We start from the raw sequence: 26,330 nt of genomic DNA on the forward strand, positions 1-26,330 counted from the left end.
TCTTTTTTGCGGTTTTGATATAGGTTTTTGGCTATTCGCCGGTCTCAACCGAAAGTTTTTCGATTTCTTCAAGGCAGCTGGAGCATATGTTTTTGCCCTTGAAGTTTACAACATCTTCGGCGCTGCCGCAAAAAATACAGGCCGGCATGTATTTCTTGAGTACGATTCTGTCGGCATCCACATAGATCTCCAGAGCGTCCCTTTCGGCGATGTCCAGGGTGCGCCTGAGCTCTATGGGAATGACCACGCGGCCGAGTTCGTCAACTTTACGGACAATTCCTGTGGATTTCATTTAATTCGCCCCCTATTTTCATCTTTCGACATTTACCCCTTAAGGAAAGAATACCAAAAATTCCAATAAAAGTCAATAGTAATTTAAAATTTTTTCCTTTTTATCAAATTTATTCCGGAGGAGGATGCTCTTGCTGGAACTGGATGATAACCTTAAAAAAAGGTTTGAAGAGGCAGCAAATGCTTTAAAAATAAGACTTGGACAAAAAGCCAACAGGGATTTTCTAAAAAGGATCATGACCGAAAAAAAGACTGGCAGGTTTTATAAGTGTAAAAAAATGAATGCAGACGCCCTCGTGAAAATTGTCGAAAACGGTGGGGTTGCAGGAGTAGATGGTTCGACAAACAGCGGCGGGGGGATATTCCCCTATGTGGTTACGCTGCAGCAGGCCCTGGCAAAGCACTGCCACCGGGAAATGCGGGATATACTTCTTTCGGACGCTTTTTCCCCGCTTCTCATGGAAGAGGCTTTGAGTGAAGATGAGTATAGAGAGTATATCAAAGAAAAACTAGCTACTCTGGAGGTAAATGCAGCCCTCCTGGCACTGGAGGAATTTAAGCCCGCTGTGCTCCTGATGGACGGCTCCCTGGTGAGATTCAAGATCGAAGCATCTCACCTCTGGGAAAAATTAAAAAATAAAGCCGTAGAGCACGGCACCCTTCTGGTGGGGGTGGTAGAAGGAATAGCCACAAGTATAATCAGGTCTGCACTGAAAGATGTGCCCGAGATACCCCCCCAGGCCATGGACTGGGAGATCCTTTTTGGGCTCCTGGAGGTGGGGGAAGTGCTGGAAATGGCACCGGGCCTTTTCAAGGAAGGGTTTCGCACGTGTTTTGCCCGGTTTTCCACAGACCCCAAGCCCATAGGCTTAGATATGCCCGAAGAGCAATATGATTTTTTGGGACAGGTTGAAGATTTAATATTTACCCTGACGCCGGACAGCGGCAGGGGCATCCCCTTGTGGCTGGATATCATAGATAAAAAGGTCAGGATAACCAATATGATGATAGAAGCACTTATGAATACATACCTAGGGGAAGACTATGCCGAGCTTATCTGCCCCAAGAGGAGTAAGAGATAGAAAGCATGGGATGGATTGGTCGCTTTATAAACTTTTGTGTCTGACCCCGGAGTTGACCAAAGAAAATGATAGTCAGATAGGAGTGATACTATGCAGGTAGCAGGAATCACCACCCCCCAGGAGGTATTTGTGGCCTCCAGGGACAGAAAGTTCCGCATAAATGAGCTCCTGGTCATAGATGACCCACACCAGGGACCCCTGATAGGCGAGGTGGTGGAGGCCAATTCTTACAACCGTTTCATACCGCTTTCTATAGAACATGCATTTAGCGATGCGCATGTCCTGGAGTCCCTGAAATCTTTAGGCTACTCCATAGATGAGGATGAGATAAACATTGCTAAAGTCAAGCTTATGAGTGAGGCAAGTTACCCGGTGACGACGGGGTCTTATGTGCACCTTCCCGGCTTTGCGGAAGTCAAAGGATTTTTGATAAAGGGTTCCCGGGAAGAGGGGCTTTTGCTGGGGGAAATCAAAAATACCGAGGAAACGGCTCGAAGCATGGATGAAGATTTAAAAGGTCTTTTTTATATATATTCTGCAGGGAAGCTGGATAAAACCAAAAATGTGCCCTTTATCCTGGACTTGCGTTCCTTCCAGCAGTACCCCCATATAGGCATCTTTGGCGGGTCCGGTTCCGGGAAGTCCTTCGGCATGAGAGTTATCCTGGAAGAGCTCGCAAAACACAATATACCCACGGTAATCCTGGACCCCCATTATGAAATGGATTTTTCGGAAAGTCAGGAAGATATACCCAAAGCAGGAAATTTTAAAAAGGCCTTCAGCAAATTTCAGATCGGTGAACACATAGGTGTGGAATTTTTAAATCTTTCTAAAAGGGACCTCCTGGCGCTTCTCTCGGCGGTCAGCCCCCTTTCGGAAGCCATGAGCAGTGCCGTGGAAGTGCTTCACCGCCGGGGGGATACATATCTGAGCTTTTCTTCAAGGCTGGATGATCTGGCCCAGGCCCTGGAGATGGGCAGGTCCAAAATAGACAATGCCCTGCGGCAAGACATGGAACCTTCGGAAAGGGAGAGGTTCAGAAGGATGAGAGAGCTCCTGGAGGACTATCAAAATATACCCCTGCCCTCGGTGCAGGGTATTGCCTGGAGACTGCGCAGGTTATACAGTTCAGGGCTTTTCAGCCATGACATAAAGCCCGTCAAGGAGGCCATGATGCAGGGCAAACTGGCGGTCATCCAGGGCCCCATATGGCTCTTGCAGGTGTTTTCCACATATATGCTTTCCAACATTTACCGCCAGAGAAGGGACTACAAGGATAGCGAGCTTAAAGGCCAGATTCAGGGGGATTACTTCCCGCCCTTCGTGATAGCCACCGATGAGGCCCACAACTTCGCCCCCAAGGGCCGGGAAACCGCCACCAAGGGCATCATCACCGAGATAGCCCAGGAAGGGCGGAAATACGGAGTTTTTTTAGTGCTGGCCACCCAGAGACCCACATTGCTGGATGAGACCGTCACCGCCCAGCTAAACACCAAGATAATCTTCAGGACCGTCAGGGGTTCGGACATAGCCACCATCACCGAGGAGACGGACATAAAGGCCGAAGAAGCCCGGCGCCTGCCTTACCTGCCTTCGGGGGACGCCTTCGTGTCTTCGCCCCTATTCGGCAGGACCGTGGCGATACGGGTGAGATTCCCCTACACCAGGAGTCCCCATACCCAGAATCCCATCGATGAGATAAAAAATCACCGGGCAAGCTCCGAGGAAAAACTGCTTTCCCTCATAAGCCAGCACCTGCCTATATACGCGGCCAATTTCGCCCGGGCGGTGGAGGATATAAACCGGGACTCCGAAGAAAAGTATGAGGTTAGGACATTAAAAGAGACCCTGGACGCCCTGGTGGAAAAGGGCAGGCTTAAAAAGCAGCCAAGCCCCCTGGGAGACATATATATGTAGTTGATTAAAATAACACTTTTAAATTTATTCTTTTGTATGATATATTAAAATATATACGATTGAAAATTGCTAAAAAAGACATCTAAAAAGGAGACGGGAGATGGAGAGGAAGCGTTGTGCTGTAAAAAGATTCAATTTTACTTATTTCTTTTTTACCGTGCTCCTGTCGGCATGGTTTATCGCGCTTGCCGGAATTGCGTATGCAGCGCCGTCTTACGTTTCCCTTTCCTCGAGCCCACGGGACATAGCGGTTAACCCCGATACCAACAAAATCTATGTGGCCACCGGCAGGGATGTAACAATTGTCAACGGAACGGACAATTCTACCGCATCTGTGGCTCCGGTGACGGCAGGATACAGGAATCTCGCCATCAACCGCAGGACAAACAAGATATATGCAGCTTCAGGCGAAAATGGCGTATCCGTGGCGGTGATTGACGGCGACGACGGTAGTTTTAATATGATCACCAACATAGGGACTGCGGGCAGCGAACCCACGGCTATGGCTGTAAACGAGGCCATCAACAGGGTTTACGTAGCCTATCAGGACGAAAATAATAACGGTAGTCTGGCCATAATCGATGGCGCCGCGGAAAACGTTGCAGCGTCCGTTTATTCCAGTATTGCAGTCGGAAAAACTCCCTGTGCCATAGCCGTAAACCAGGCTGCCAGCAGGATTTATGTCGCCAATTCAGGCAGCGACAGCGTTTCGGTAATTGACGCGGTGTACAATAATGTCATCACAACCATCTCTGTAGGGAAAAATCCCCTGGACATAGCCATCAATGAGAAAACCAATAAAATTTATGTAGCCAACTATGGTATCCCAGGGGGCTACGGTACCGTCACTGTAATCGATGGGGTGCAAAATAAAGTGATCAATACTATCAATGCCGGAATAAATCCCTGCTCCCTGGCTGTAAACAGGGAAACCAACAGGATATATGTTGCCAACGCCGGCCATAATAGGAGTTACACATCCTCTTATGTCACATGTATCAACGGGGAAAAGGACAGCACGACGCGCATAAATCCGCAAGAGATTTTAAGCCCCCGAAGCATAATGGTGAATGAAGATACCAATGAGATATATGTTGCAAATTACGACAAAAATGTGACCATAATCAGCGGAACTACCGGGAGTATTACAGTAATCCCCATTTCAAGCAATCTGGACACTCAGCGGTACATAGCCTTTAATCCATCTTCCAACAAAGTCTATGTTGCCTATGACTCCGGTAATAATTCCTACAAACTTGCCATTATAGATCTTCCAGCATTTATCAGCGCCACTACAAATGAAAACGGCACCGCAATCATACTTACTTTCAGCGGCATAATGGCGGAACCATCGGGTAAACACGGGCAGTTCAGCGCTACGGTCAACGGAGAACCCCGACATTTCAGTGCGGCGGCTCTTCACCCAGGGGATGACGCCAGGATAGACCTTACTCTCGAAGGCACGCCCATTTCCCCGGGCGACACGGTAACTGTGACCTACAGGGCAGGCGATATACGGGATTTAGCCGGCCGCCCGCTGCAATCTTTCACAGATGAGGCCGTGATTAATAAAGTGGTTCGATTTGAGATTATTGTTCCATCGCCGGTGAGAGCGGGCATACCGTTCAATATAACCATTAATGCCCAGGAACAAGGCCGCGCTGTTTATTATAACGGCACGAAAACTCTTGCTTTCAGCGGGCCGGGAATCAGCCCCGGAGGTTATACGCCCTGTTACACGAATACGGTAAGCTTTGAAAAAGGATATGCTCAAAATATTTCCACCACCCTGTTCAGGGCGGAGACAGCAGCCCTGGTGGCTGCCGACGGCGGTGCCAGGGGCAGTGCATGGATCACGGTGGAGCCCGCCGATATCTCGTGCTTTGAGGTGACCACCCAAAATGTTGGCAGGGAGAAAGCAGGTAAGCCTTTTAGCGTGATATTGAAGGCCAAAGACGCTTACGGAAATCTGGCCACAGGATATACCGGCATCCACAGCATAAGCTGGAATTGGACGGCATCCGGTTCCCCCAACGGTACTTTGCCGGTAAAACCGGCCGATGGCAGCGTGATGTTTACGAACGGTATGGCCGCTGTGGATGGATTCATGCTGACCAACGCCGGTGAAATGCCGGCCATCACAGTAACCGATGAAAGCGGCCATACCGGCGGCGCATCCATAATGGTGGAACCCGGCCACGCCTCTTTGTTTGCCATAACAGCGCCGCAAACGGTTACGGCGGGCAGTGAGTTCGCCATCCAGCTCATAACAAAGGATACATACGGTAATATAGCGGCAGGATATAGGGGAACCGTACATTTAACCAGTACTGACAGTAAAGCCATACTTCCGGATGTCTATACTTTCACCGGTTCCGACGGAGGCGTAAAAGATTTCAAATTGACCCTGAAAACTGCGGGTACACATACAATTACAGCTACAGATACTGAAACAGAAGTCCTTTCGGCGACAACCCACGGCATCACCGTCAGCGCAGGCGCTCTGGATGCGCAGAGGTCTGCAGTGAATGCCCATCCGGACAGTGTACCTGCGGATGGCAGGACGTCTTCTACCGTTACTGTGGTACTAAAGGATGCCTGTGACAACCCCCTGAAGGGGCATGCTGTGGTCCTGGAACAGGGCGGTGGTGCCTCACAAATAATGCCCCTCCTGGGTATTTCTGATACCGATGGAAAGGTGGAATTTATAGTATCGAGCAGCAGGGCAGATACCGTCACGTTCACGGCTGTAGATATCACAGACCATGAATCAGCAGTGGGTACCGCTCGGGTGGTATTTACGTCTACCAATGCCAATCTGAAGGGCTTTTCCCTCAGCAGAGGAAGTTTTAAGCCGGAGTTTGATCCGAGGATTACCGAATATACCGCCAGTGTAGACAACAGTGTGAGCAGTTTAACCGTTACGCCAATACCGGAAGACATTAATGCGAGGGTTGCAATCAACGGTATCCCGGTGGCCGGCGGACAGGCCTCACAGCCAATAGATTTGAATGTGGGCAGCAACACCATCACTGTCCTGGTTACCGCCCAGGATGGGGTTACGACGAAGACCTATACCATAACTGTCAACCGTGCGAATCCGCCGGAAGGAGGCGGCGGGAATGCAAACAATGACTCCGACGGAGATGGGAGTGGTGACGCCGGCGGGGTTGAAAACGGCGATACCGGCAATGGAAAAAGTACAGATGCAGCCGGCAGTAATGGCCGCCATACAGCAATACCAAAAACCCTCCCGGTTATAATACACGGCACCATTAACCCCTCAAATTTTTCCACGCTTCTAAGTGACGATAAAAAAGTTAAACTGAAATTCCCATCAGGTTTTATTTCGGCGCCCGCCGGGGCCTCTGTCCGGGTAACCGTAAGGGAGATTTCCGGAACTGATATGGAAAATATGCTCGAGACCGCCATTAAACCCGAAGGTTTCAAAGCTACAGGAAAAGCTCTGGAATTCACGGCTGAAACAATAGCTGCCGGACAGCACACACCCATAACCTCCTTTATCAAGCCCGTAACTTTAACCATTGAATTGAGCAGCGCAGACCTCAAGGGCGTTACATATTCTGAGAAAATGGGGCTATTCAGACTGGAACACGACGGTACCCTTACCTTCGCAGGCGGGAAAGTAATTGACAATAGTCTCACGGTGCAGATGTATGGTTTCAGCCGTTATATCCTGGGGGAAGTCAGCATCACCTTTAGAGACTTAAAAGGTCACTGGGCGAAGGATGATATTGAATTAATGGCTGCAAAGCACGTGGTCAGGGGACTCCCCGGAGGAGACTTTCAGCCGGAGGGCAGGGTAACCAGAGCCCAGTTTGCCACCATGCTGGTACGGGCTATGGGCATACCTGCCGGAGGAGAAGCCCTGTCCTTCAGTGATGTCAAATCCGGCGATTGGCATTACGGCGAACTGCAGGCCGCAATAAAAGCGGGGATCATCACCGGCTTTGAAGACGGGAGTTTCAGGCCCGACGCCCCCGTTACCCGGGAACAGGCGGCCGTGATGATGGTCCGTGCCCTCAGAGCCGGCGACAAAGCGGAAGAATTAAACGCAGATGAAATGGAAACAATCCTTTCAGACTTTACCGATAAGGAAAATATTAACAATTGGGCGAAAAATGATTTAGCCCTGGCCGTAAAGATGGGCACAGTCAGCGGGCAAACTCCCATTATTATGGCACCCCAGGCCGCCCTTAGCCGTGCCGAGGCGGCAGTCATGGTCTCCCGGTATTGGAGAAAATAGGACAAAGTTAAATTAATTATGGAGGGGTCAAAATGTATTATAAAAAGATGGTAGGTAAAAAGTGTTACCTATCACCCATTAACCCGGAAAATTATGAGGTTTATACAAAATGGGTAAATGACATGGAAGTAGCGGTAGGGATGTTGTTTTCAACAAGTTTGCTCACTCCTATGGCGGAAAAACAGATTTTAGAAAGGTTGGCCAGGCAAGAATATAATTTCGCAATTATAGATCTGGAAAAGGATGAAGTTATAGGAAATGTGGGTTTTCCCATGATTGACCACTTAAATGGCGTAGGAGAAATGGGCATTTTTATCGGTAATAAGGATTACTGGGGAAAAGGATATGGTGTCGAGGCTATAAGACTGTTGCTGGACTTTGGATTTAATATTTTAAATCTACATAATATTTTTTTAAAAGTATATTCTTATAATAAACCCGCAATCAATTGTTATAAAAAAGCGGGTTTTAAGGAAGCGGGGAGAATAAGAGGAGCCAAAAAGATAGCAGGTGAAAGATATGATGAGATCTATATGGATATACTCGCCGAAGAATATGAATCAATTTATATTAAAGAATTGGTAGAAAAGAAAAATATGGCGCACAAGTAAAGTTGAAAATTTTGTCCGATATACCCATGTAGATGCTGTATTTGGCCTCCACAGCGATGTGTTCTTCTCTCATAAATGATGACACCATCTGCTTCTTACAAAAAGCTCCCGGGGCCTTTTTCCGCCTGGGAGTCAGAAACGAGCAAAAAGGCATAGTACACCCCCGCCACAGCAGACTCTTTGACATAGACGAAGATGCTCTGCCGTAGGTGCCGCCATGATGGCGAAGGTAGCGGCGACATTTTTGTCTGGGGGCAAGGCCCGGGGCTTTAACTTTAGGCCGTCGCTAAAACAAATTTAATTCCCCCCGCCGCCCCCGCCGGAGCCTCGGTTCCTGTGGTTTACTTTATACATATAATAAGCGATTACAAATATGGCTGCCGCCAGGATGGGCTCCACGCCGTTTATCTCGGCAGCTACATCCATTCCTATGACATCGCCCCCCAGCCGGCCGGAGGCTTTACCCGCGGAAAATATTACATTCACGTCAAATCCAATGGCGCTGCCGCCACATCGTCCCCGGACAATTCTATCCTGGGATTCCAAATGGATATCGTTTCCGTCCACCACACCTCCGATCCTTACCGAAAGAAAATCAGTCCCCAGACGGCCTTCCACATCACGACCGATGATACCTCCTCCGATGCGGCCTTTTATAAATCCCTGATTTAATGAGTATTCCAGATTTATGTCACTGCCGAAAATAGCTCCGCCTATGCGCCCTGTGATGCTTCCATTGGCTACATTCGCATCTACATTATACCCTCCGATGACACCGCCGATCCTTCCTCTTATAGTTCCCATAAACCTCTCCTTCTCGCTCTTTTATTGCCTGCGACGGTATTTCAATTATAACATTTATTTGCTTTACATAAAACACTTTTTCAATTCTTAACAGATTATTTCGGTCCGATGACTAGGAAATACATTTTTATATTTACAATTATATGGATGATGATATAATTTTATTTCTATAAAATTTTGAAACAGAAGCTGATTAGCGCCCTGTCAATATATTTTGATGCCCTTGACTTTTAGCTTTTTATATGATATAAAAAAGCTAAATCATTTAGAAAAAGACTGTGAAGGGAAGAGTAGGCGGAGGGATAGGCAAAAGAGAGCCGGGCGGGGTGAAAGCCGGCGCCGAAGACTCAGCCGAACATGGCCCCGGAGTCGAGCCGCTGAAGGAAAGTAGGCGGCGACGATTAAGGCCCGTTAAAAGCCTTCGGGTATCGGAGACATAAGATGCCTCCCGCACCTGGCAGAGGCCTTTTTAGGCGAAATTGGGTGGTACCGCGAGAGTCCCTCGCCCCTTTATCGGGGCGGGGGTTTTTGGTTTTTTTAGAAGTAAGCGATATCCGACTACCGAGTCAAAAGGGTTGCATGGGTAATTCTGTATCTTCTTAGGTTTTAAACCGTCCTTGAAATCTGCAGCCCAAAGAAAATAGACAAAAGGAGGAAACTTGATATGGACAAAAAGACCTTTTACATTACCACACCCATTTACTATCCCAGCGATAAACTGCACATAGGCCATTCCTACACCACGGTGGCGGCCGACGCCATGGCCCGGTTCAAGAGGCTCACGGGCTACGATGTGTTTTTCCTGACGGGCACCGATGAGCACGGTCAGAAGATCCAGCGCAAGGCCGAAGAACACGATAAGACCCCCAAGGAATATGTGGATGAGATAGTGGCATGGATAAAGGAACTCTGGAGGACCCTGGATGTATCCTATGACCACTTCATCCGCACCACCGACGACTACCATGTGAAGGCGGTGCAGAACATATTCCAGAAGCTCTACGATCAGGGTGATATATACAAAGGCGAGTATGAGGGCTGGTACTGCACCCCATGCGAAGCCTTTTTCACCGAGCACCAGCTGACAGATGGCAAATGCCCCGACTGCGGGCGGCCGGTGGAGCTCATCCGGGAGGAAGCATATTTCTTCAAGCTTTCAAAGTATCAGGATAAAATGATAGAATACATCGAAACCCACCCGGATTTCATTCAGCCTCCCTCCCGGCGAAATGAGATGATAAACAACTTCCTGAAGCCCGGCCTGGAGGACCTGTGCGTTTCCAGGACCAGTTTTGACTGGGGAATTCCGGTACCTTTCGATGAAAAGCATGTGGTCTATGTCTGGATAGACGCTCTTTCCAACTACATTACCGCCCTGGGATATTCCCTGGACAATGATGAGCTCTACAAAAAATTCTGGCCGGCGGATGTGCACCTGGTGGGAAAAGAGATAGTGAGATTCCACACCATCATATGGCCCATTATGCTAATGGCGCTGGGGGTGCCTTTGCCCAAAAAAGTATTCGGCCACGGCTGGCTCATCCTGGAAGGCGGCAAGATGTCCAAATCCAAGGGCAATGTGGTGGACCCCAAAGTCCTGGTGGACCTGTATGGAGTGGATGCGGTAAGATACTTCCTGCTTCGCGAGATCCCCTTCGGGGCCGATGGAGTCTTTTCCAACAAGGCCCTGGTAGACAGAATAAATTTTGATTTAGCCAACGACCTTGGCAACCTGCTTTCCAGAACTACCACTATGATCGAGAAATATTGCGGCGGTAAAATTCCCACTCCGGGTGCTGTAGAAGAAACCGATAATGATTTAAAGTCCATGGCCGAGGCCCTCCCGGAAAAGGTGGAAAAACTCATGGACGGTCTGGAATTTTCCGGGGCTCTGCAGGAAATATGGAGATTCATAGGAAGGGCTAACAAATACATCGACGAGACCATGCCCTGGAGTCTGGCCAAAGACCCTGCAAAAAGGGAACGCCTTTCTACGGTGCTCTATAACCTGGCAGAAGCTCTGCGCATAATATCGGTGCATATTTCTCCCTTTATGCCCAATACCCCGGCTAAAATAAGGGAGCAACTGGGCATTGCCGATGAAAATCTCACCACCTGGGAAAGCGTGAAGGCCTGGGGCAAATTACCGGCGGGCCTTACCGTATCAAGGAAGGAGATCATATTCCCCAGGATTGAAGAGCCTGCCGTACCCGACAGTGAAAGTGATGCTAATGCTGCCTCTGTAGCAGGTAATACCGAAATACAAAAGTCCGCCGAAGATAAGGAGACCAGGAAAGACAAAAATAAGGCAGAAAAAGCAGCAGGCGAAGCACAGCAGGAAGAAGGCGCAAACCTCATCTCCATAGATGATTTTGCAAAAGTTCAGCTTCGGGTAGCGGAAGTGCTGGAAGCCGAAAAGGTCCAGGGAGCTGACAAACTCCTGAAGCTTCAGATAAAGTTAGGTGAAGAAAAACGGCAGATAGTGGCGGGCATCGCCAAGTACTATACACCGGAACAGCTCATAGGTAAAAAGATAGTGGTGGTGGCCAACTTGAAGCCCGCCAGACTTCGCGGCATCGAGTCCCAGGGCATGCTACTGGCGGCTTCCAATACCGAAAAATTGGCACTCCTTACAGTAGACAAAGATATAGAATCCGGGGCAAAAATAAAATAATCAATTTATAGATTATAAACCGGTGATTTTAATGTTCACCGGTTTTTTTTATTTCGTGCCCGGGAACGCATACTTGCTCTTGTATGATAAAAATAGCAAACTATATATGAAACTTGTTTCGGGAGGTGATATGTATGGAGCTCCCGGAGCCATTGTCCGCATATTATATATTTTCCTCAATATGCTTTCTATATATTTCAGATCTTTCTTCCGGTGAGATCAATTTTTCGATGATCACAGCCATAACAATAATGCCCACCAGGTCTACGGCCCATCGGGTAATGGCGAAAGCTGTTCCCAAAGAACTCATTTCAAAAAGGACCTGGGGTATTTTCATGGTAGACCATGCTCCAAGGAATATCAGGATATTGGAAAACCCGGCACCTTTTTTCATCATAATGGCGGCCACAGGAAAAGCGCCGTACAAAGGCCCTGCTGCGGCGGAGCCCAGCAATATGCTAAGAAATATCCCCGTAATCCCTGATTTTTCTCCCATATACCTGATGATAGTCTCCCTGGGGACCCACACATCAAAAAGACCCAGCAGCAAAAATATGGGAGGTATTACGCCGAGCATCTCTGAAAAATTCATGTAGGTGTTCTTGAAGATCAAAGTCCCGAGTTTCATATTATTCAACAAAATGATTATATCGGCTGTGATTATCAGTAAAAATAAAAAGTAAGGTTTTAATATCTTCACGATACCACCATCCCTATGATAAATGCTACGATAAAGGAGAATATATAGGCAAATAAATTTCTCAAAACTGCTTCCTTTTTCCCGAAATACTTAATTTCCAGCGGCATGGTTACAACGCCTACCATCATGAGAGTTGAAACGAAAACGGCTATCTGCATGATACCGGCACCCTTTTGCAAAAGAGAAGCGGCCAGGGGAAAGGCCACAAAGCCGGGAATCAATGTAATGGCACCGATAATGGATGTGATTATCATCCCTATTATCCCGGTGTTGGCGCCGATGATTCGGGATATTATTTCGGGAGTTAGAATGGTCAGAGCAAGACCCACTAAGGCCAGAACCCCTGCAAAAGCCGGAAGGATGTTCATAAAGGACTTCCAGGATTTGATTAGAGCCATTTTGGTTTTTTTCTTATCTTTTATAAAGGATATTATTAAAAAGACAATTGAAATTAAATATAATACTATAGTAAACACTTTATCCACCTTCTGTACAAAAAAATATTTAAAAAAGGGGAATCAAGCCCCCTCGTCCATAAAATTTTTTTCATATCTTTCCAGAAAGATCTCCAGCCTTTTCATTTGCCTTTTTACATGAAATGCCCATCCATGAATGGCTTCTTCCCCTTCCGGAGTTACGGTATAAAGCCTTTTGGCCGGGCCTGCCCCTTCAGTCTCCCATTGGGATTTAATCCAGCCTTCTTCTTCCATCCTTCTTAAATTTCTATAAACCATGGCAGGATCGGGACTTTCATCGCCGAATCCGAACTCGCTCAATTTTTCCATAAGCTCATAACCATGGGCCGGTTTTTCGTATAGGAGCAATAGCATACATGGTTGGACAAAGCGGTCCATCTTAAAGCCAGGGCACTGACATTCATGGCCGTGATGAAAATGCATATTTCCTCTACCGCACATTTTACTACCTCCATGAATTTATTTACCATTATTCGAATATATATGACGTTGACATATATCTGTTATTTATAATTTACCACTAAGGATTTATATTGTCAATGCATTTTTAAAAAATATTTTTCTGCATCGGAGAAAGTTTTGTAGATGTTGTATAATGAAAAAAGGGTATCCGTAAATAATAGCGAATATAACTTACTATGAGCTATTAACGGTTAATAAAATCATCCTCAGCCACATACAAAGGAGGAGATATCATGCTCATTGATGTCCATGCTCACCTGGATGATGAGGCCTTTGATGCCGACAGGGATGAAGTGATACAGAAGATAAAGGAAGCCGGCATGGTAGTAGTCAATGCCGGCTCCGATTTAAAAACCAGTGAGTTTTCGGTGGAAATGGCACAAAAATATGATTTTATCTATGTTTGTGTGGGTGTTCATCCCCACGAAGCAGCCAAGGCCCCTGAAGATTATCTTGAAACCTTAAGGCAAATGGCAAAATACGAAAAAGTAGTGGCCATGGGTGAAATCGGCCTGGACTACTACTACGATTTTTGCGACAAAGATACTCAGAAGAAAGTTTTCGCCGAGCAGCTGGCTCTCGCGAAGGAACTGGACCTTCCTGTGGTGGTCCACGACAGGGAGGCCCACCAGGATACACTAAAGATACTGCAAGAGTCCGGCGTAAAAAAAGGCCTGATGCACTGCTACTCCGGAAGCTACGAGCTGGCCGGGGAGTTCATGAAATTAGGGTTTTACTTTTCCTTCGGCGGCACTATCACTTTTAAAAACGCCAAAAGGCCAAAAGAAGTAGTGTCAAAACTGCCTCTTGATAAAATCCTGCTAGAGACCGATTGCCCTTATCTTACACCGGAACCCTATCGGGGCAAAAGAAACGACCCTACAAAGGTAGAAATCATAGCCCAGGCCCTGGCGAACCTTCGGGGGATCTCAAAAGAAGAAGTGGAAAACACCACCACAGCCAACGCCCAACGATTATTCAAGTTTGCAAAGCCGATATAGGCTGCAAAGGTGTGAGTTCAAACCTTGTCCATTATTCTTTTATTACTTCCACCGCCCCGCTTTGTTCCATTATTTCCATGATCCGGGCGGCGTTTTTTTCCGGAGCCTCCAGGCTAACCAGGATGCCGTATTTGACTCTATCCGAAAAAGTGTCGGTATAAGGTTCTTTTTCTCCGAAACCTTCTCGCTCGGATTTTATATCGATTATGTCATCGGGATCATCTTCAAAATCGCTTTCCGATTTTGCCATATTTGTGATGATCATATCCTTTCTTTTATATCCCATATTTTCCAAAGAGTCTACCAGGGCGCCTACCTGATCCTGCCTTGGCATTACCGCTGTTATCCTCATAAAAACACCTCCAGAAGTATTTTTCCGAATAATGAATGCGGTTATTCCGGTGCTGTAAGGCTTCAAATTTGTTAAAAAATATTAACAATTTAGGCATTGTTAGTCGCACGGGAAAATTATATGATGGTTAATGAAGGAAGTAACTTCCACATCGGAACCTTTATTATTTTTCACAGAAAAGAAAAATAAGAAGGATGATAAAACTGTGATATTCAAGTGTTTACATCCCAATCAACATTTTAAAGGTTGTAAAATTGGCTTGGAGGGATAAAAATGTTGAGGATCATCATCCATTCGGTAGTCTTTATTGTAATATTTGCCGTTTTAACAAATTATATGGATTTATCTAAAGTATGGAAAGATCCAAAAACGGTGCTTGGTCTTTTGGTTGCTTTTGTAGTTTATTTTTTACTGTCATGGTTGCTAAATCGGTGGTTTGATAGACATGTAAAATTGTAAGAAACAAGAAAAAGGAGAGAAGACCGTGACTTGTAAATCTGATGCCGTGTTTTTGGCTATGATGAATACAACATTTTAAAAGGGGGAAAAATCGTGTCTCGAAAATCCATCATTATTATTGGCGCCGGTATCGCAGGCCTTTCGGCGGGCTGCTATGCCGTGATGAACGGCTATGATACCGTTATCTTTGAGGCCCATGATAAGCCCGGGGGGCTATGCACATCCTGGAATCGCAGGGGTTACACCATTGACGGGTGCATCCACCATCTGGCAGGCTCTGGCCCGAGTTCCGAGCTGTACAGGGTGTGGCAGGAGCTGGGTGCCCTGGAAGGGCGGGGTATGGTGTTCCATGATGAGTTTGTGAGGGTTGAAGACCCCGAAGGCAGAGCCTTCACCGTTTACACCGATATAGATCGGTTGGAACAGCACATGAAACAACTTTCTATAGCAGACGCTGAGGTTATCGAAGAATACACCCGTGCAGCCCGACGATTCTTGAACATTGATTTATTGGCCTTTGGGCTGCTGAAACCGTGGCAAATCGGTATGAAATCGCTGCCCCGAATAGGTGATTTTATAAAATGGGGAAAAATCACCCTGGAAGATTTCGCTCAAAAGTTCAAAGATCCCTTTCTTCGCAAGGCCTTTCCGGTGATACAATACGGATTTTCCGGCATCCCCATGCTGATCCATCTGAATTTCCTGGCCGGCTGCCATAACCGCACGCTGGGATGGCCTTCGGGAGGCTCACTGCAATTTGCGCGCAGCATTGAAAGGCGCTATACTGCTCTGGGAGGCAGGATCCACTACAGGTCCCGGGTCGAAAAGATCCTGACGGAAGATAATAAAGCTGTGGGAGTAAGGCTGTCAGACGGTACCGAGCACCGGGCAGATACGATCGTTTCCGCCGCCGACGGTCATACCACCATTTTCGGCATGCTGGAGGGAAAATATATAGACGATGGCATCAGTAAATACTATCAAGCAGCCCCCGACTATCTTGATATGTCCCTTCAGGTCTCTCTGGGAGCAGCCCGGGATATGTCCCGGGAACCCCATGCCCTGGCTCTTTTTCTGGAAGACCCCCTGGAAGTGTCGGGTAAAAAATATGAGCGCCTGGATATAGAAATCTTCAATTTCGACAAAAATCTTGCCCCTCCCGGAAAAACCGTGATTAAAGCCATGTTCGGCGCAAGTTACGGATACTGGAAAGATCTTCGTGCCGACCGTGAACGGTATGAATATCAAAAACAAGAGATAGCCCGGGCCGTCATAGACCGCATGGATAAGCGTTTTCCAGGGCTTAAAGGCCAGGTGGAGATGGTGGATGTGGCAACACCCGTGACTTTCGAGAATTACACCGGCAACTGGAAAGGGCTTCAGGCGTGGATGCCGCCGGACAGAGGATTTGGCACCATGATGAATGGCTTTACGCGTAGTCTTCCGGGCCTTGACAATTTTTACATGGCAGGACAGTGGGCCGAAGCCATGATAGGCATATCCACGGCGGCATTATCGGGGAGGAACCTGGTGAGGCATTTGTGCAAGAAATACAAAAGGTTGTTTGTGACAAAATAGTAAAGTAAACCGAAGGATTTCAGAATAAGGTAAACAGCCTTATTCCCGAAAGGGTCCATAGCATCGTCACTGAAGTAATTAAAAACATAGTGAAAGCCGTACTTACAGGTTCCGCGTATATCAAGGCAAAGCCTCTCACCGGTGCTTCCCTGCGGGAAAGAGAAGAGTTGGGGTCAGGGATAAGCTGAGTTTTTATAAAAAAGCTGCCGCCGTTGGCGGTGCCGGCACCGGGGGAGGCGGTTTCCTGCTGGGCCTGGCGGATCTGCCCATCCTATAAGTTTAAAGATTAAATTCCTCTTTGATGTGGCAGGCCTGTATGGATTTGCAACCTGAAATGAATTATGCTTTTTCAGTAAAAAGTTGTCAATTATCGGTCTTTGTGCTAAAATATCAGTGTTATCTTAAATAATATGGATGGTGCGAAACGATGATAACGTACAAACTCGGAAATTCCCTATACCTCAACATCACCAACAGATGTACGAACAGATGCGGATTTTGCATAAGAAACAACGAGATCGGTGTGGGGGGCTATGACCTCTGGCTGGAAAAAGAACCTACTACTAAAGAAATAATAGAAGCTATAGGCGACCCCACCGGCTATAAAGAAGTAGTCTTTTGCGGCTACGGTGAGCCTCTCATGAGGCTTCAGACGGTGCTGGACGTGGCGGGATACCTCAAGAAAAATTATCCATCGGTCCCCATCCGCATAAATACCAACGGCCAGGCCAACCTCATATATGGCGAGGATGTGACTCCCCAGTTCAAGGGGCTTATAGATGTAATCTCCATAAGCCTCAATGCCGAGAATGCCGGTAAATACCAGGAAATGTGCCGTTCCGACTATGGTGAAGAGGCCTATTATTCCATCCTGGAGTTTACCAGGAAATGCAAGAATTATATTCCCCGGGTGGTCTTATCGGTGGTGGACCTTCCTTCCATCGATGTGGAAAAGTGCCGCAAGTTGGCAGAGGATCTGGGGGTTGAATTCAGAGTAAGGCATTACGACAAGGGATAATTCTATAAATATTAAATCAGGTCCTACTTTGAAAATGGTTTAAAATCCCACAGGCTGGTTGCTCCGGAATAAAAATAGGCAATAATGGAGATATTTAACATATATAAAAACCATTTTGCCCATTTTGGGGGATCATATGGAATTAAAACTTCTGGAAAATTTGAGGAAACAAGTCTCCAGGAAAGCTGCAACTGCTGTAGTGGCCTGTGGTGTTGCTTTCGGAATTATGGTGGGAACTTACAGCGTTGTGATGAAAGATGTGAAGGTCCTGGATGAGACCCGGTTATATGAGGTGAAAACTTCAAAAAAAAACCGTAAAGGACGCTCTGGAAGAAGCCGGAGTCGTTTTAAATCCCGGTGATGTGGTGGAGCCCGAAGTAAGTACCGCCTTAAAGGACGAACTTGTGATACGCATAACCCGGGCCATCTCCGTAAGAGTTACCGCCGACGGAAAAACGGTGGACATGCTCACCACAAAAAGGACCGTGAAGGATGTCCTTGCCCAGGCCGGCATTGCCGTATCGCCCCTGGATAAAGTAATCCCCGCCGGGGAAAATCACCTCAGTTCCGGTGATGAAATAAAAATCATCCGGGTCACCGAGGGCTTTGAAAAACAGAAAGTAAAGATACCGTACCGTATTATAAAAAAAGAAAACAACGCTATGGAAAAAGGCCTTTCCAGGGTGCTTTCAAAGGGCAAAGACGGTTTGAAGGAAGTGACCTATAAGGTCACCTTCGAAGATGGCCGGGAAGTTGAAAGACAGGCTACGGAGGAAAAGATAATAACCCCCGTGCAAAATGAAACTGTGGAGTTCGGCACCATCACCACGGTGGCTACCGCCAGGGGAGAGGTAAGGTTTAAAAAAGCCTTCAGGATGCTGGCGACAGCTTATTGCGCATGTAAAAAGTGTACAAACAAAGAACCGGGGCACCCCCAGTACGGCATTACCTACTCTGGGATTCCAGTGAGACCCGGCATTGTAGCTGTGGACCCCAGGGTCATACCCCTTGGCTCCAGGCTTTATGTGGAAGGATACGGTTTTGCTCTGGCAGCCGATATCGGCGGCGCCATAAAAGGAAACCGCATCGACCTTTATTATCCCACCCATGGGGAAACCGAAAGATATGGCGCCAGGAGAATAAAGGTGTATCTGCTGGAATGAAAGATAGGGGGTGCTCTATCTTTTTTAGTTGGGAGACATATGATGGATATTAAAGCAATTATGAAAAAATACGGCATCAAGGCCGATAAAAGGCTGGGACAGCATTTTCTGACGGACGAGGACCCCATCCATGCGATGCTGAATGCGGCGGGCATCCACCGGAAAGATTGTGTGCTGGAGATAGGGCCAGGCCTTGGGGTGCTAACGGTGAAGCTTTGTGAAAAGGCCGGGAAAGTGGTGGCCGTGGAAAAGGGCAGGAATCTAATCCCAGTTTTAAAAAGTACAACCAGGGATTTCAAAAATATTTGTATAATTGAAGAGGATGTGCTAAAATTAGATTTGGAATTATTAAAAGAGCAATACTTTAATTCGGATTTCAAGGTGGTTGCAAATCTTCCTTATTACATCACGAGCCCCATAGTAATGAAAATAGTAGAAAACCGCAGCATGATAAAGGTGGCGGTTGTTATGGTGCAAAAAGAGGTGGCCCACAGGCTAACAGCCCTACCCGGCGGAAAGGACTACGGCATTTTATCCATTGCGGTACAGCTTTATGCCGATGTGGATATTGTATGCGAGGTGGGCAGAGAGGCCTTCATACCGCCGCCTAAAGTGGATTCGGCCGTAGTGAGGATTCTTTTAAGGCAGGAGCCGCGGGTGATGCTGGAAGACGAGGCCCTTTTTTTCAAAGTGGTGGAGGCAGCCTTCGGTGAGCGGCGAAAGACCATAAGAAATTCCCTTAAAGGTCGGCTTGTCTTTCCAGGCATATCCCTTGATAAAATTGACGCTGCCCTTGAACAAGCAGGCATCGACCCCACGCGTCGCGGTGAGACGCTATCTATTAAAGAGTTTGCAAGACTTACGGCAGTACTTCGCCATTGAACTAAACGCTTGTTGCGGCAAAACCGTTGTACTGTCGGTGGGCACCCCGAGATTAGATCTTAAAGTAAAATTGAGAAATTGAAGTGTGAGGAAGGAAGTATGAAGTATTAATTAGAAATTGGTTTTGCCAATTTCATCTATTCTCACATCCGACTTCCCACCTCTCACTTCCCATTTGGAGGTAGAGGGAGAGACTGGATACATATCGAATTTATGCAATTATAAGGATGGGATAACCATGCATTTTGTCAGCCCTACAAAAGGGAGACTTCCCCTTTCCGAAGTAGTCAAGGATATGATAGCTTTTATGGAAGAGGAGCCTTCTGCCTCATATAAATTGATAATAGGTACCGATTCCCAGGCCCGCGATCATGTGTGTTTTGTCACCGCCATCATAGTACACAGGGTGGGTAAAGGTGCCCGCTATTATTACAGGCGCAAGGTCATGTCCGCGGTGAAAAATCTCAGGCATAAGATCTTCACCGAAACTTCTATGTCTTTAGAAGCGGTGACCCTGCTCAAGGAGGAGCTTAGCAAGACCCGGTATAAAGACATGGATGTGGAAGTCCATGTCGACATCGGTCAAAACGGAGACACTAAGGAACTCATCCGGGAAGTGGTAGGATGGGTCATGGGCAGCGGTTATAAGATCAAGATAAAACCCAATGCCTGCGGAGCCACAAAGGTAGCGGATAAATACACCAAGTAGCTCGAAGTTCGAAGTTGGAAGTTCGAAACCTCGAACATAAAAAGCCGGACATTCTCCGGCTTTTAATTTTTCTTCAGGAATTTTTCCAGAATATCAAAGCGCCTCCGGGGATTATATCCCTGGAATTCCCTGTGGAGGTATATCCGGGTCCTGGGCTTATCATTGAAATAATTCAAGGCCTCCAGGGTATCACCGATGATGGTTTCAGCGATCTTGACGGCGTGATAGAAACCTCTAACCTTTGAACCCATTTTACTCTGGGGTAAACTTGTGGCCACATCCACGCAAAAGTCCTGCTTTACCGCAAAAGCCAGAATTACGGGCGGTACCGCGAAATCTCTGAAGTCTGCCTTTTTCAGAAACTTGCGGGACACCGCATGGGGACCGTGGGAAGGAGTTGACACCCCCACTTTATGATATATCCCCAGGTTTACATTCAGTAATTTGCGAAATATCAAAAGCTGTTGGGTAAGTTCATTGCCGTAAACAATCTCCGGGTAGCAGTTGGTCATGGCCAGGTCTATCCCGCTATCCTTTACGGCTGATATGAGGTCATTGATATGGTCCAGCATGTTTCCTATCATGTCTCCATCTACAAAAACCACGCAGCAGGCCCCTTCTTTAAAGGCCCTGTAAGCGCCTATGGCCCGGGGGATATCTACGCCAAGTTCGGGTTTAAAGTAGAGTATTTCCACGTTGGGCATATTTAAGGATTTTATTTCCCTCATAGTATTATCTCTGGAACCGTTAACTACTACAATGATTCTGTCAATTCTGGTTTCACCGAGCATTGTAAGGACTTTGCCTATTCTTCCTTGTTCATTTTTTGCAGGAACCACGGCTATATTCATTTTTTCCACCTCGTTTTGTTGCTCACATCCCCCCTGATAATTTCATATTATGTAATAAACCCGGATGGGGTGAAATATTCATAAAAAGGGGGGGTTAAATGTGGCAGAGATCAAGATAGGCGATGTGGTCACCCGGATCTCCTACGACAGGGATGTTTTTTTCAAAGTCGTGGAGATCTTTGAAGACCAAAGATACGCCACATTGAAGGGTTTGAATGTGAGAGTGCTTGCCGACGCTCCCATAGATGATCTTGTCCTGCCATCTTCTGCCGAGATCAGGGATTATAAGAGGGAGTATATCAAGAAAAGCAACGAGTCCATGGAGCGCATTTTTTACAGAAGAGAACTGGAAAGACAGAAACGTTTTTCCCGGGCCGAAAGTAATGAAAATAACGGTTTTTTTGATGTTCCCGGGACGGTTCTTCACATAGATGGCGATGAAGAATACCTGGAACTGTGCATGACCACTTACAAGCAACTGGGAATTGAAGCCCACGGCATGTGTATTCCGGAAAAAGAGCAGCACAAAAAGGTGGGTCAACTATTGATGGAATACAATCCCGATATCCTGGTGATTACGGGGCATGATGGTTTGATCAGGAACAACAGGAATTTCAATGATATTGAAAGCTACAGGAATTCCAAATATTTCATCGAATCTGTAAAAGCCGCCAGGAGATTTGAACCGTCCCTGGATGACCTGGTAATATTTGCGGGGGCATGTCAGTCCCATTATGAGGGAATCCTGCGAGCAGGAGCCAATTTTGCCAGTTCCCCCCACAGGGTGTTTATACATGCTCTTGATCCGGTGTTTATCATAGAAAAAGTGGCTTTTACCCCCATAAACAAGATTATTTCCGCCAGGGATGTCATAGATGCTACCATAACGGGGATTAAAGGCATAGGGGGAGTGGAAACCCGCGGAAAATTCCGGGAGGGTTTGCCTCGTTCACCGTATGAATAACAAACCGGGAGGTGGTCTTCTTGACTTGCGAATCCGAGGTTTTAAGCATAAAACTTTATAATGCCGAAAAGCAGGAGGCACGCATCCTGGACCTGGAGGAATATGTGGTGGGAGCCGTGGCGGCGAGCATGCCCCCGGAATTTCCCAAAGAAGCCCTCAAGGCCCAGGCCGTCTGTTGCCGTACCATGGCGGCAAAGCGCATGCGCATCTTCGGAGGCAGCGGATGCAGGAGGCAGCAGGACTTTGACGTGTGCAACGATGCTAATCACTGTCAGGGTTTTTTGGATGAGGAAGACCGGCAGAGGCTCTGGCAGAGCCGCTATGAAGAATATACTCAGAAGATACGGCAGGCTGTGGAGGAAACCCGGGAGTTAATCCTCGTCTACAATGATAATCCCATAGAAGCCATATATCATCCTGCCTGCGGCGGCTATACCGAGGATTCCGAAAATGTCTGGGGGAACAGGGTAAGCTATCTCCGCAGGGTGGAGTGCATATACTGTAAGGATTCCCCTTACTGGAAGACCACCAGGAATTTTTCCGTCCGGGAGCTCAAAAGGAGACTTGGCATCAATTTTGATGATAACCAGGTAGATAAGAAGGAAATTCCGGGTCTTATCGATAGGGTAAGCAGCACCGCCGCCGGCCGTATAAAAAAGATGAGGATAGGCGATATGCTCTTTGATGGGGACGAAGTCAGGAACCTTTTGAACCTGTCTTCCACCCGCTTTTCATGGAAGGTCTCCAGCATATCCTTCCAGGTTATGGGCATGGGGCACGGTCTGGGCCTCTGCCAGTACGGTGCCCGCGGCATGGCGCTGCTGGGATTTCCGGTGGATGAAATACTCAAGTTTTACTTTACCGGTGTCGAACTTAAAGCCCTGGAAAAACCCACTTCATCAAAACCTTTAAAGGGCAAGACCATTGTGCTGGATCCGGGACATGGCGGCGACAGCGGCAGCGCCGGGCCCATGGGGCTTTCGGAAGGATATGTAAACCTGGAAATAGCCAGGGTTCTGGCAGAAGGCCTGGAAAAGGAAGGGGCCACTGTTTTCCTCACCCGGGATAAAAATGCGTTCAAAAGCCTGGCTGAAAGGGTTAAGTTCTCCAATGACAAAAAACCGGACATCACAATCAGCATACACCAGAATGTATTTATGGATGACCGTATGGGAGGAACCGAAACTTTCTACTATCCCGGGGATGCGGAAGGCAAAAAGCTGGCTGAGCACATACAAAGGCAGCTGGTTTCGGCACTGATGCTCCATGACCTGGGAGCAAAGCAAGCCGACCTCTATGTTTTGAGAGAAACCAACAATCCATCGGTCCTCGTAAATGTGGCTTTTTTGAGTAACCCCGAAGAAGAAAGGCTGCTTTCAGAACCTGAATTCAGACAGAAGGCAGCCCGTGCAATAATCGAAGGCGTGATTTTATACTACCAGGAATAATCCGGGAAAAACAGGGTCTTCCAGCCGGGAAGACCCTGTTTCCTTGATTTGGATGATTGACAAAAAACTGCGGGTTTGCTAAAATAATATAATATTTGACAAAAAGCCTCACCAGTGTTATAATATACATTGTATTTTGTATTTTTGAGAGGTGAGGTTATGGCTTCGGCAGATGCACTCGGCAGGATAAGAAAAAGTGTGGAATCCTATGTGGGAAAAACTGTAAGACTCAAAGCTAACCGCGGCCGTAAGAAGACCTTTGAAAAGGAAGGCATACTGGAAAAGGTGTATCCGAATATATTTGTGGTTAAGGTGACCGAATCGCCGGATTTTGTGCGGCGTATTTCATACAGTTATTCGGATATATTGACAGAAACAGTGGAACTCACCGTTTGTTCCAAAGGAGAACAAAAAATTAAATACAGCTCCATATAGTCCTGAAAAGGGCTATTTTTTTTGCCTTTTTTACACAAATCTCCCCCTTTCCAAATATATATATATTAATGACGAAAGATTAGAGGCTAAAGAAAGGGGGAAACAAAGTGGAGAGGATTCAGAGAATACTGAGGCAGTATGAAAAAAAGCTTTTAAGCCTTGACAATGTGGTTGGTATTGGCATGGGATACAAGATTGTACGGGGTAGGATTACAAATAAGCCCGCCGTCATGGTGCTAGTAAAAAAGAAATTTCCGGAAGAACAGTTGAAGTCAAAGCACATAGTGCCCAAGAATTTAAATGAAGTGCCCACGGACGTGATAGAAGTCGGTGAGATACGTCTTCTTGCATCCAGGACCGAAAAGGCCAGGCCGGCCCGGCCGGGCATGAGCATAGGCCATTTTAAGATTACCGCAGGCACTTTCGGCGCAGTGGTAAAAGATGAAAAAACCGGGGAAACTCTTATCCTTTCTAATAATCACGTACTGGCCAATGCCACCGACGGCCGCGATGGGAAATCTGCCGTGGGGGACCCCATTTTACAGCCGGGCGCATATGATGGGGGAAGCATGTCGGATGTGATAGCACATCTGGAAAGATTTGTACCTATATTAAAAAACACCGGTGAAGACCGCTGCCCGGTAGCAAAAAGCATAGAGAAGGCAGCGAACCTGATCTTAAAAGTGGTGAAACCCAATTACCGCATGCAGTTTATAAAAAACACACCTGCACATAACCTCATCGACGCAGCGGTGGCAAAACCGGTAAAGCCCGAGTACATTTCACAGGAAATCTTTGACCTGGGCAGTATAAAAGGCACCGCTGAGCCCAGAATCGGTATGGTGGTTAAGAAGAGCGGACGCACCAGCGGTATCACTTCCGGTGAAATAAAAGCCCTGGACGTGATGCTCAAAGTCATGCTGGGTCCCTCGGAGGAGGCTACCTTTTATGAGCAAATTCTCACGGGGCCCATGGCCCAGCCCGGAGACAGCGGCTCCATTGTGGTGGATGAAAACATGAATGCGGTGGGCCTTCTCTTTGCAGGTTCCGACGAGGCTACCATCATCAATCCCATAGTGAATGTGATGAAGCTTTTAAAAGTAACTTTTTAGCTATTTTTAATTATTAGCGGACTTAGTTTTTACACTAAAATCTTATATTGAAAAAACTAGAAATATAGGATATGATTATTATATGTTGCTCATGAGGATAAATTAACCATCATAGTAATATTTTAAACATAAGGGAAAAATTTTATATTAAAAGGCAGGGATTCCCCGTGAAAAGGGACCTGCCTTTTATATTGCGGCATTTCCCCGGATAACCGGATTGTCGAACAATGTCGATATTGTTATAATTATACTAACATTCCAGTCTATCCCCACAAGTTTAAAAAACCAGGGAGGTTAAGACCATGCATCGCAACCGTAAAAGCATTTTTATCGCACTTCTGATGGCTTTTGTCCTGATCATACCCGGTATTGCCAGCGCTACAACCTGGTATAATATCAGGTTCACCGTCAATGGTCAGACCCAGACAATTCAAGTCCCTATAGACAATAATGGTACCGTGAGTTTTACAAAGACTTACAGGTATGTTTATACTTACAAAGACGGCAAATGGGTTCTCATTTCGGAAAACGGGCAGTCCGGCGGTAAAACAATCCCTCCGGCACCCCAACCTCCAAAAGTAACACCGCCATCTGACAGCGGCAGCAAAAAACCTGTCGAAGCGCCAAAACAGCCTTCAATCAAGGAACTCACCGCCGATGAACAGAAAATGCTGGACCTGGTGAATGCCGAAAGAAAGAAGGCCGGTGTCGAACCATTGAAAATTGACATGAGATTGGTAGAAATTTCACGAAAAAAGAGCCAGGACATGATAGATAAACATTATTTCGGCCATACCTCACCTACATACGGCACTCCCTTCGATGCCTTGAAAGCCAATGGAGTGAGCTTCAGATATGCCGGAGAGAACCTGGCAGGTGCCCCCAATGTGGAAGAAGCCCATAAAGCCTTAATGGCAAGCCCCGGACACAGGGCAAATATCCTGAATCCGAACTATAATTACATTGGTATAGGGATCGTAGACGGAGGCCCTTATGGGAAAATGTATACCCAGACATTTATAGGAACAAAATAATTTTTTATAGAAGGATAGTTTGTGAATTTCCTGTTAATAA

27 protein-coding genes and 1 other annotated feature are annotated in these 26,330 nt (G+C 46.9%); of the genes, 20 read left to right on the plus strand and 7 right to left on the minus strand.

Annotation, left to right across the window (positions count from 1 at the left end):
* Positions 1 to 31 precede the first annotated feature (31 nt).
* A complete protein-coding gene (locus tag D2962_RS00300; RefSeq protein WP_122013767.1) occupies positions 32 to 292 on the minus strand; it encodes an AbrB/MazE/SpoVT family DNA-binding domain-containing protein in 261 nt (86 codons plus the stop codon).
* A gap of 130 nt (positions 293 to 422) precedes the next feature.
* On the opposite strand from D2962_RS00300, the gene D2962_RS00305 reads away from it, so the two are divergent.
* The 5 genes from D2962_RS00305 to D2962_RS17365 all read left to right on the plus strand — a co-directional run bounded on the left by D2962_RS00305 (position 423) and on the right by D2962_RS17365 (position 8,377).
* Complete coding sequence (locus D2962_RS00305; RefSeq protein WP_122013768.1) at positions 423 to 1,373, plus strand: DNA double-strand break repair nuclease NurA; 951 nt, start codon at positions 423 to 425, stop codon at positions 1,371 to 1,373.
* Between the two features lie 90 nt (positions 1,374 to 1,463).
* Positions 1,464 to 3,290: an ATP-binding protein gene (locus tag D2962_RS00310; RefSeq protein WP_122013769.1), complete on the plus strand. Its 1,827-nt coding sequence runs from the start codon at positions 1,464 to 1,466 to the stop codon at positions 3,288 to 3,290.
* 100 nt (positions 3,291 to 3,390) lie between these two features.
* On the plus strand, positions 3,391 to 7,557 hold the full coding sequence (locus D2962_RS00315) for an S-layer homology domain-containing protein (protein WP_122013770.1): 4,167 nt from the start codon (positions 3,391 to 3,393) through the stop codon (positions 7,555 to 7,557).
* A 32-nt stretch (positions 7,558 to 7,589) separates the two neighbouring features.
* Positions 7,590 to 8,168, plus strand: coding sequence for a GNAT family N-acetyltransferase (locus D2962_RS00320; protein WP_120765196.1), 579 nt, complete (start codon positions 7,590 to 7,592; stop codon positions 8,166 to 8,168).
* A 41-nt stretch (positions 8,169 to 8,209) separates the two neighbouring features.
* A complete protein-coding gene (locus D2962_RS17365) occupies positions 8,210 to 8,377 on the plus strand; it encodes an amidohydrolase (RefSeq protein ID WP_162991023.1) in 168 nt (55 codons plus the stop codon).
* Between the two features lie 88 nt (positions 8,378 to 8,465).
* Here D2962_RS17365 and D2962_RS00325 read toward each other — a convergent pair whose 3' ends face one another.
* Positions 8,466 to 8,972, minus strand: coding sequence for a hypothetical protein (locus D2962_RS00325; protein ID WP_122013771.1), 507 nt, complete (start codon positions 8,970 to 8,972; stop codon positions 8,466 to 8,468).
* A gap of 269 nt (positions 8,973 to 9,241) precedes the next feature.
* Positions 9,242 to 9,485, plus strand: a binding site (T-box leader).
* A gap of 127 nt (positions 9,486 to 9,612) precedes the next feature.
* Between D2962_RS00325 and metG the strand changes: the two genes are divergently transcribed.
* Positions 9,613 to 11,646, plus strand: a complete 2,034-nt coding sequence (gene metG / locus D2962_RS00330; RefSeq protein WP_342774525.1) for a methionine--tRNA ligase — start codon at positions 9,613 to 9,615, stop codon at positions 11,644 to 11,646.
* Positions 11,647 to 11,809: 163 nt separating this feature from the next.
* Here the strand turns inward: metG and D2962_RS00335 are convergent, their stop codons facing one another.
* The 3 genes from D2962_RS00335 to D2962_RS00345 are packed head-to-tail and all read right to left on the minus strand — an operon-like array spanning position 11,810 to position 13,263.
* A complete protein-coding gene (locus tag D2962_RS00335; protein WP_222927606.1) occupies positions 11,810 to 12,346 on the minus strand; it encodes a permease in 537 nt (178 codons plus the stop codon).
* Complete coding sequence (locus tag D2962_RS00340; protein WP_120765200.1) at positions 12,343 to 12,822, minus strand: permease; 480 nt, start codon at positions 12,820 to 12,822, stop codon at positions 12,343 to 12,345. Before D2962_RS00340 ends, D2962_RS00335 begins: the two co-directional genes overlap by 4 nt.
* Before the next feature lie 42 nt (positions 12,823 to 12,864).
* Positions 12,865 to 13,263, minus strand: a complete 399-nt coding sequence (locus tag D2962_RS00345) for a PadR family transcriptional regulator (protein ID WP_122013773.1) — start codon at positions 13,261 to 13,263, stop codon at positions 12,865 to 12,867.
* A 254-nt stretch (positions 13,264 to 13,517) separates the two neighbouring features.
* Here D2962_RS00345 and D2962_RS00350 point away from each other — a divergent pair, with 254 nt between their 5' ends.
* Complete coding sequence (locus D2962_RS00350) at positions 13,518 to 14,285, plus strand: TatD family hydrolase (RefSeq protein ID WP_122013774.1); 768 nt, start codon at positions 13,518 to 13,520, stop codon at positions 14,283 to 14,285.
* A 31-nt stretch (positions 14,286 to 14,316) separates the two neighbouring features.
* On the opposite strand, the gene D2962_RS00355 is transcribed toward D2962_RS00350, so the two are convergent.
* On the minus strand, positions 14,317 to 14,637 hold the full coding sequence (locus D2962_RS00355) for a hypothetical protein (protein ID WP_120765203.1): 321 nt from the start codon (positions 14,635 to 14,637) through the stop codon (positions 14,317 to 14,319).
* 273 nt (positions 14,638 to 14,910) lie between these two features.
* On the opposite strand from D2962_RS00355, the gene D2962_RS00360 reads away from it, so the two are divergent.
* The 8 genes from D2962_RS00360 to D2962_RS00395 all read left to right on the plus strand — a co-directional run bounded on the left by D2962_RS00360 (position 14,911) and on the right by D2962_RS00395 (position 20,446).
* On the plus strand, positions 14,911 to 15,096 hold the full coding sequence (locus tag D2962_RS00360; protein ID WP_122013775.1) for a hypothetical protein: 186 nt from the start codon (positions 14,911 to 14,913) through the stop codon (positions 15,094 to 15,096).
* Positions 15,097 to 15,189: 93 nt separating this feature from the next.
* Positions 15,190 to 16,674, plus strand: a complete 1,485-nt coding sequence (locus D2962_RS00365; RefSeq protein ID WP_162991024.1) for a phytoene desaturase family protein — start codon at positions 15,190 to 15,192, stop codon at positions 16,672 to 16,674.
* 62 nt (positions 16,675 to 16,736) lie between these two features.
* Entirely contained in the window at positions 16,737 to 16,862 is a 126-nt protein-coding gene (locus D2962_RS19400; protein WP_342774526.1) for a hypothetical protein, read from the plus strand.
* Positions 16,859 to 16,951, plus strand: a complete 93-nt coding sequence (locus D2962_RS19405) for an EcsC family protein (RefSeq protein WP_222927723.1) — start codon at positions 16,859 to 16,861, stop codon at positions 16,949 to 16,951. Before D2962_RS19400 ends, D2962_RS19405 begins: the two co-directional genes overlap by 4 nt.
* A gap of 150 nt (positions 16,952 to 17,101) precedes the next feature.
* Complete coding sequence (locus tag D2962_RS00375) at positions 17,102 to 17,692, plus strand: TatD family nuclease-associated radical SAM protein (RefSeq protein WP_120765206.1); 591 nt, start codon at positions 17,102 to 17,104, stop codon at positions 17,690 to 17,692.
* Positions 17,693 to 18,057: 365 nt separating this feature from the next.
* Positions 18,058 to 18,855: a resuscitation-promoting factor gene (locus D2962_RS00385; RefSeq protein WP_222927607.1), complete on the plus strand. Its 798-nt coding sequence runs from the start codon at positions 18,058 to 18,060 to the stop codon at positions 18,853 to 18,855.
* A 39-nt stretch (positions 18,856 to 18,894) separates the two neighbouring features.
* On the plus strand, positions 18,895 to 19,737 hold the full coding sequence (rsmA, locus tag D2962_RS00390) for a 16S rRNA (adenine(1518)-N(6)/adenine(1519)-N(6))-dimethyltransferase RsmA (RefSeq protein WP_245984811.1): 843 nt from the start codon (positions 18,895 to 18,897) through the stop codon (positions 19,735 to 19,737).
* A 238-nt stretch (positions 19,738 to 19,975) separates the two neighbouring features.
* Entirely contained in the window at positions 19,976 to 20,446 is a 471-nt protein-coding gene (locus D2962_RS00395) for a ribonuclease H-like YkuK family protein (protein WP_120765209.1), read from the plus strand.
* 62 nt (positions 20,447 to 20,508) lie between these two features.
* Here D2962_RS00395 and D2962_RS00400 read toward each other — a convergent pair whose 3' ends face one another.
* Positions 20,509 to 21,297 carry a glycosyltransferase family 2 protein gene (locus D2962_RS00400; protein WP_120765210.1) on the minus strand — a complete coding sequence of 263 codons (789 nt, stop codon included), beginning with the start codon at positions 21,295 to 21,297 and terminating at the stop codon, positions 20,509 to 20,511.
* A gap of 100 nt (positions 21,298 to 21,397) precedes the next feature.
* On the opposite strand from D2962_RS00400, the gene yabG reads away from it, so the two are divergent.
* The 5 genes from yabG (at position 21,398) to D2962_RS00425 (ending at position 26,290) form a co-directional block, all read left to right on the plus strand.
* Positions 21,398 to 22,261, plus strand: coding sequence for a sporulation peptidase YabG (yabG, locus tag D2962_RS00405; RefSeq protein WP_120765211.1), 864 nt, complete (start codon positions 21,398 to 21,400; stop codon positions 22,259 to 22,261).
* A 20-nt stretch (positions 22,262 to 22,281) separates the two neighbouring features.
* Entirely contained in the window at positions 22,282 to 23,709 is a 1,428-nt protein-coding gene (gene spoIID / locus D2962_RS00410) for a stage II sporulation protein D (protein WP_122013779.1), read from the plus strand.
* A 159-nt stretch (positions 23,710 to 23,868) separates the two neighbouring features.
* Positions 23,869 to 24,144 carry a Veg family protein gene (locus tag D2962_RS00415; RefSeq protein ID WP_120765213.1) on the plus strand — a complete coding sequence of 92 codons (276 nt, stop codon included), beginning with the start codon at positions 23,869 to 23,871 and terminating at the stop codon, positions 24,142 to 24,144.
* Between the two features lie 107 nt (positions 24,145 to 24,251).
* On the plus strand, positions 24,252 to 25,256 hold the full coding sequence (locus D2962_RS00420; RefSeq protein WP_122013780.1) for a chymotrypsin family serine protease: 1,005 nt from the start codon (positions 24,252 to 24,254) through the stop codon (positions 25,254 to 25,256).
* A gap of 302 nt (positions 25,257 to 25,558) precedes the next feature.
* Positions 25,559 to 26,290, plus strand: a complete 732-nt coding sequence (locus D2962_RS00425) for a CAP domain-containing protein (protein ID WP_120765215.1) — start codon at positions 25,559 to 25,561, stop codon at positions 26,288 to 26,290.
* Positions 26,291 to 26,330: the final 40 nt, after the last annotated feature.

The sequence above is a fragment of the Biomaibacter acetigenes genome (genome assembly GCF_003691585.1).
Lineage (GTDB): Bacteria > Bacillota > Thermosediminibacteria > Thermosediminibacterales > Tepidanaerobacteraceae > Biomaibacter > Biomaibacter acetigenes.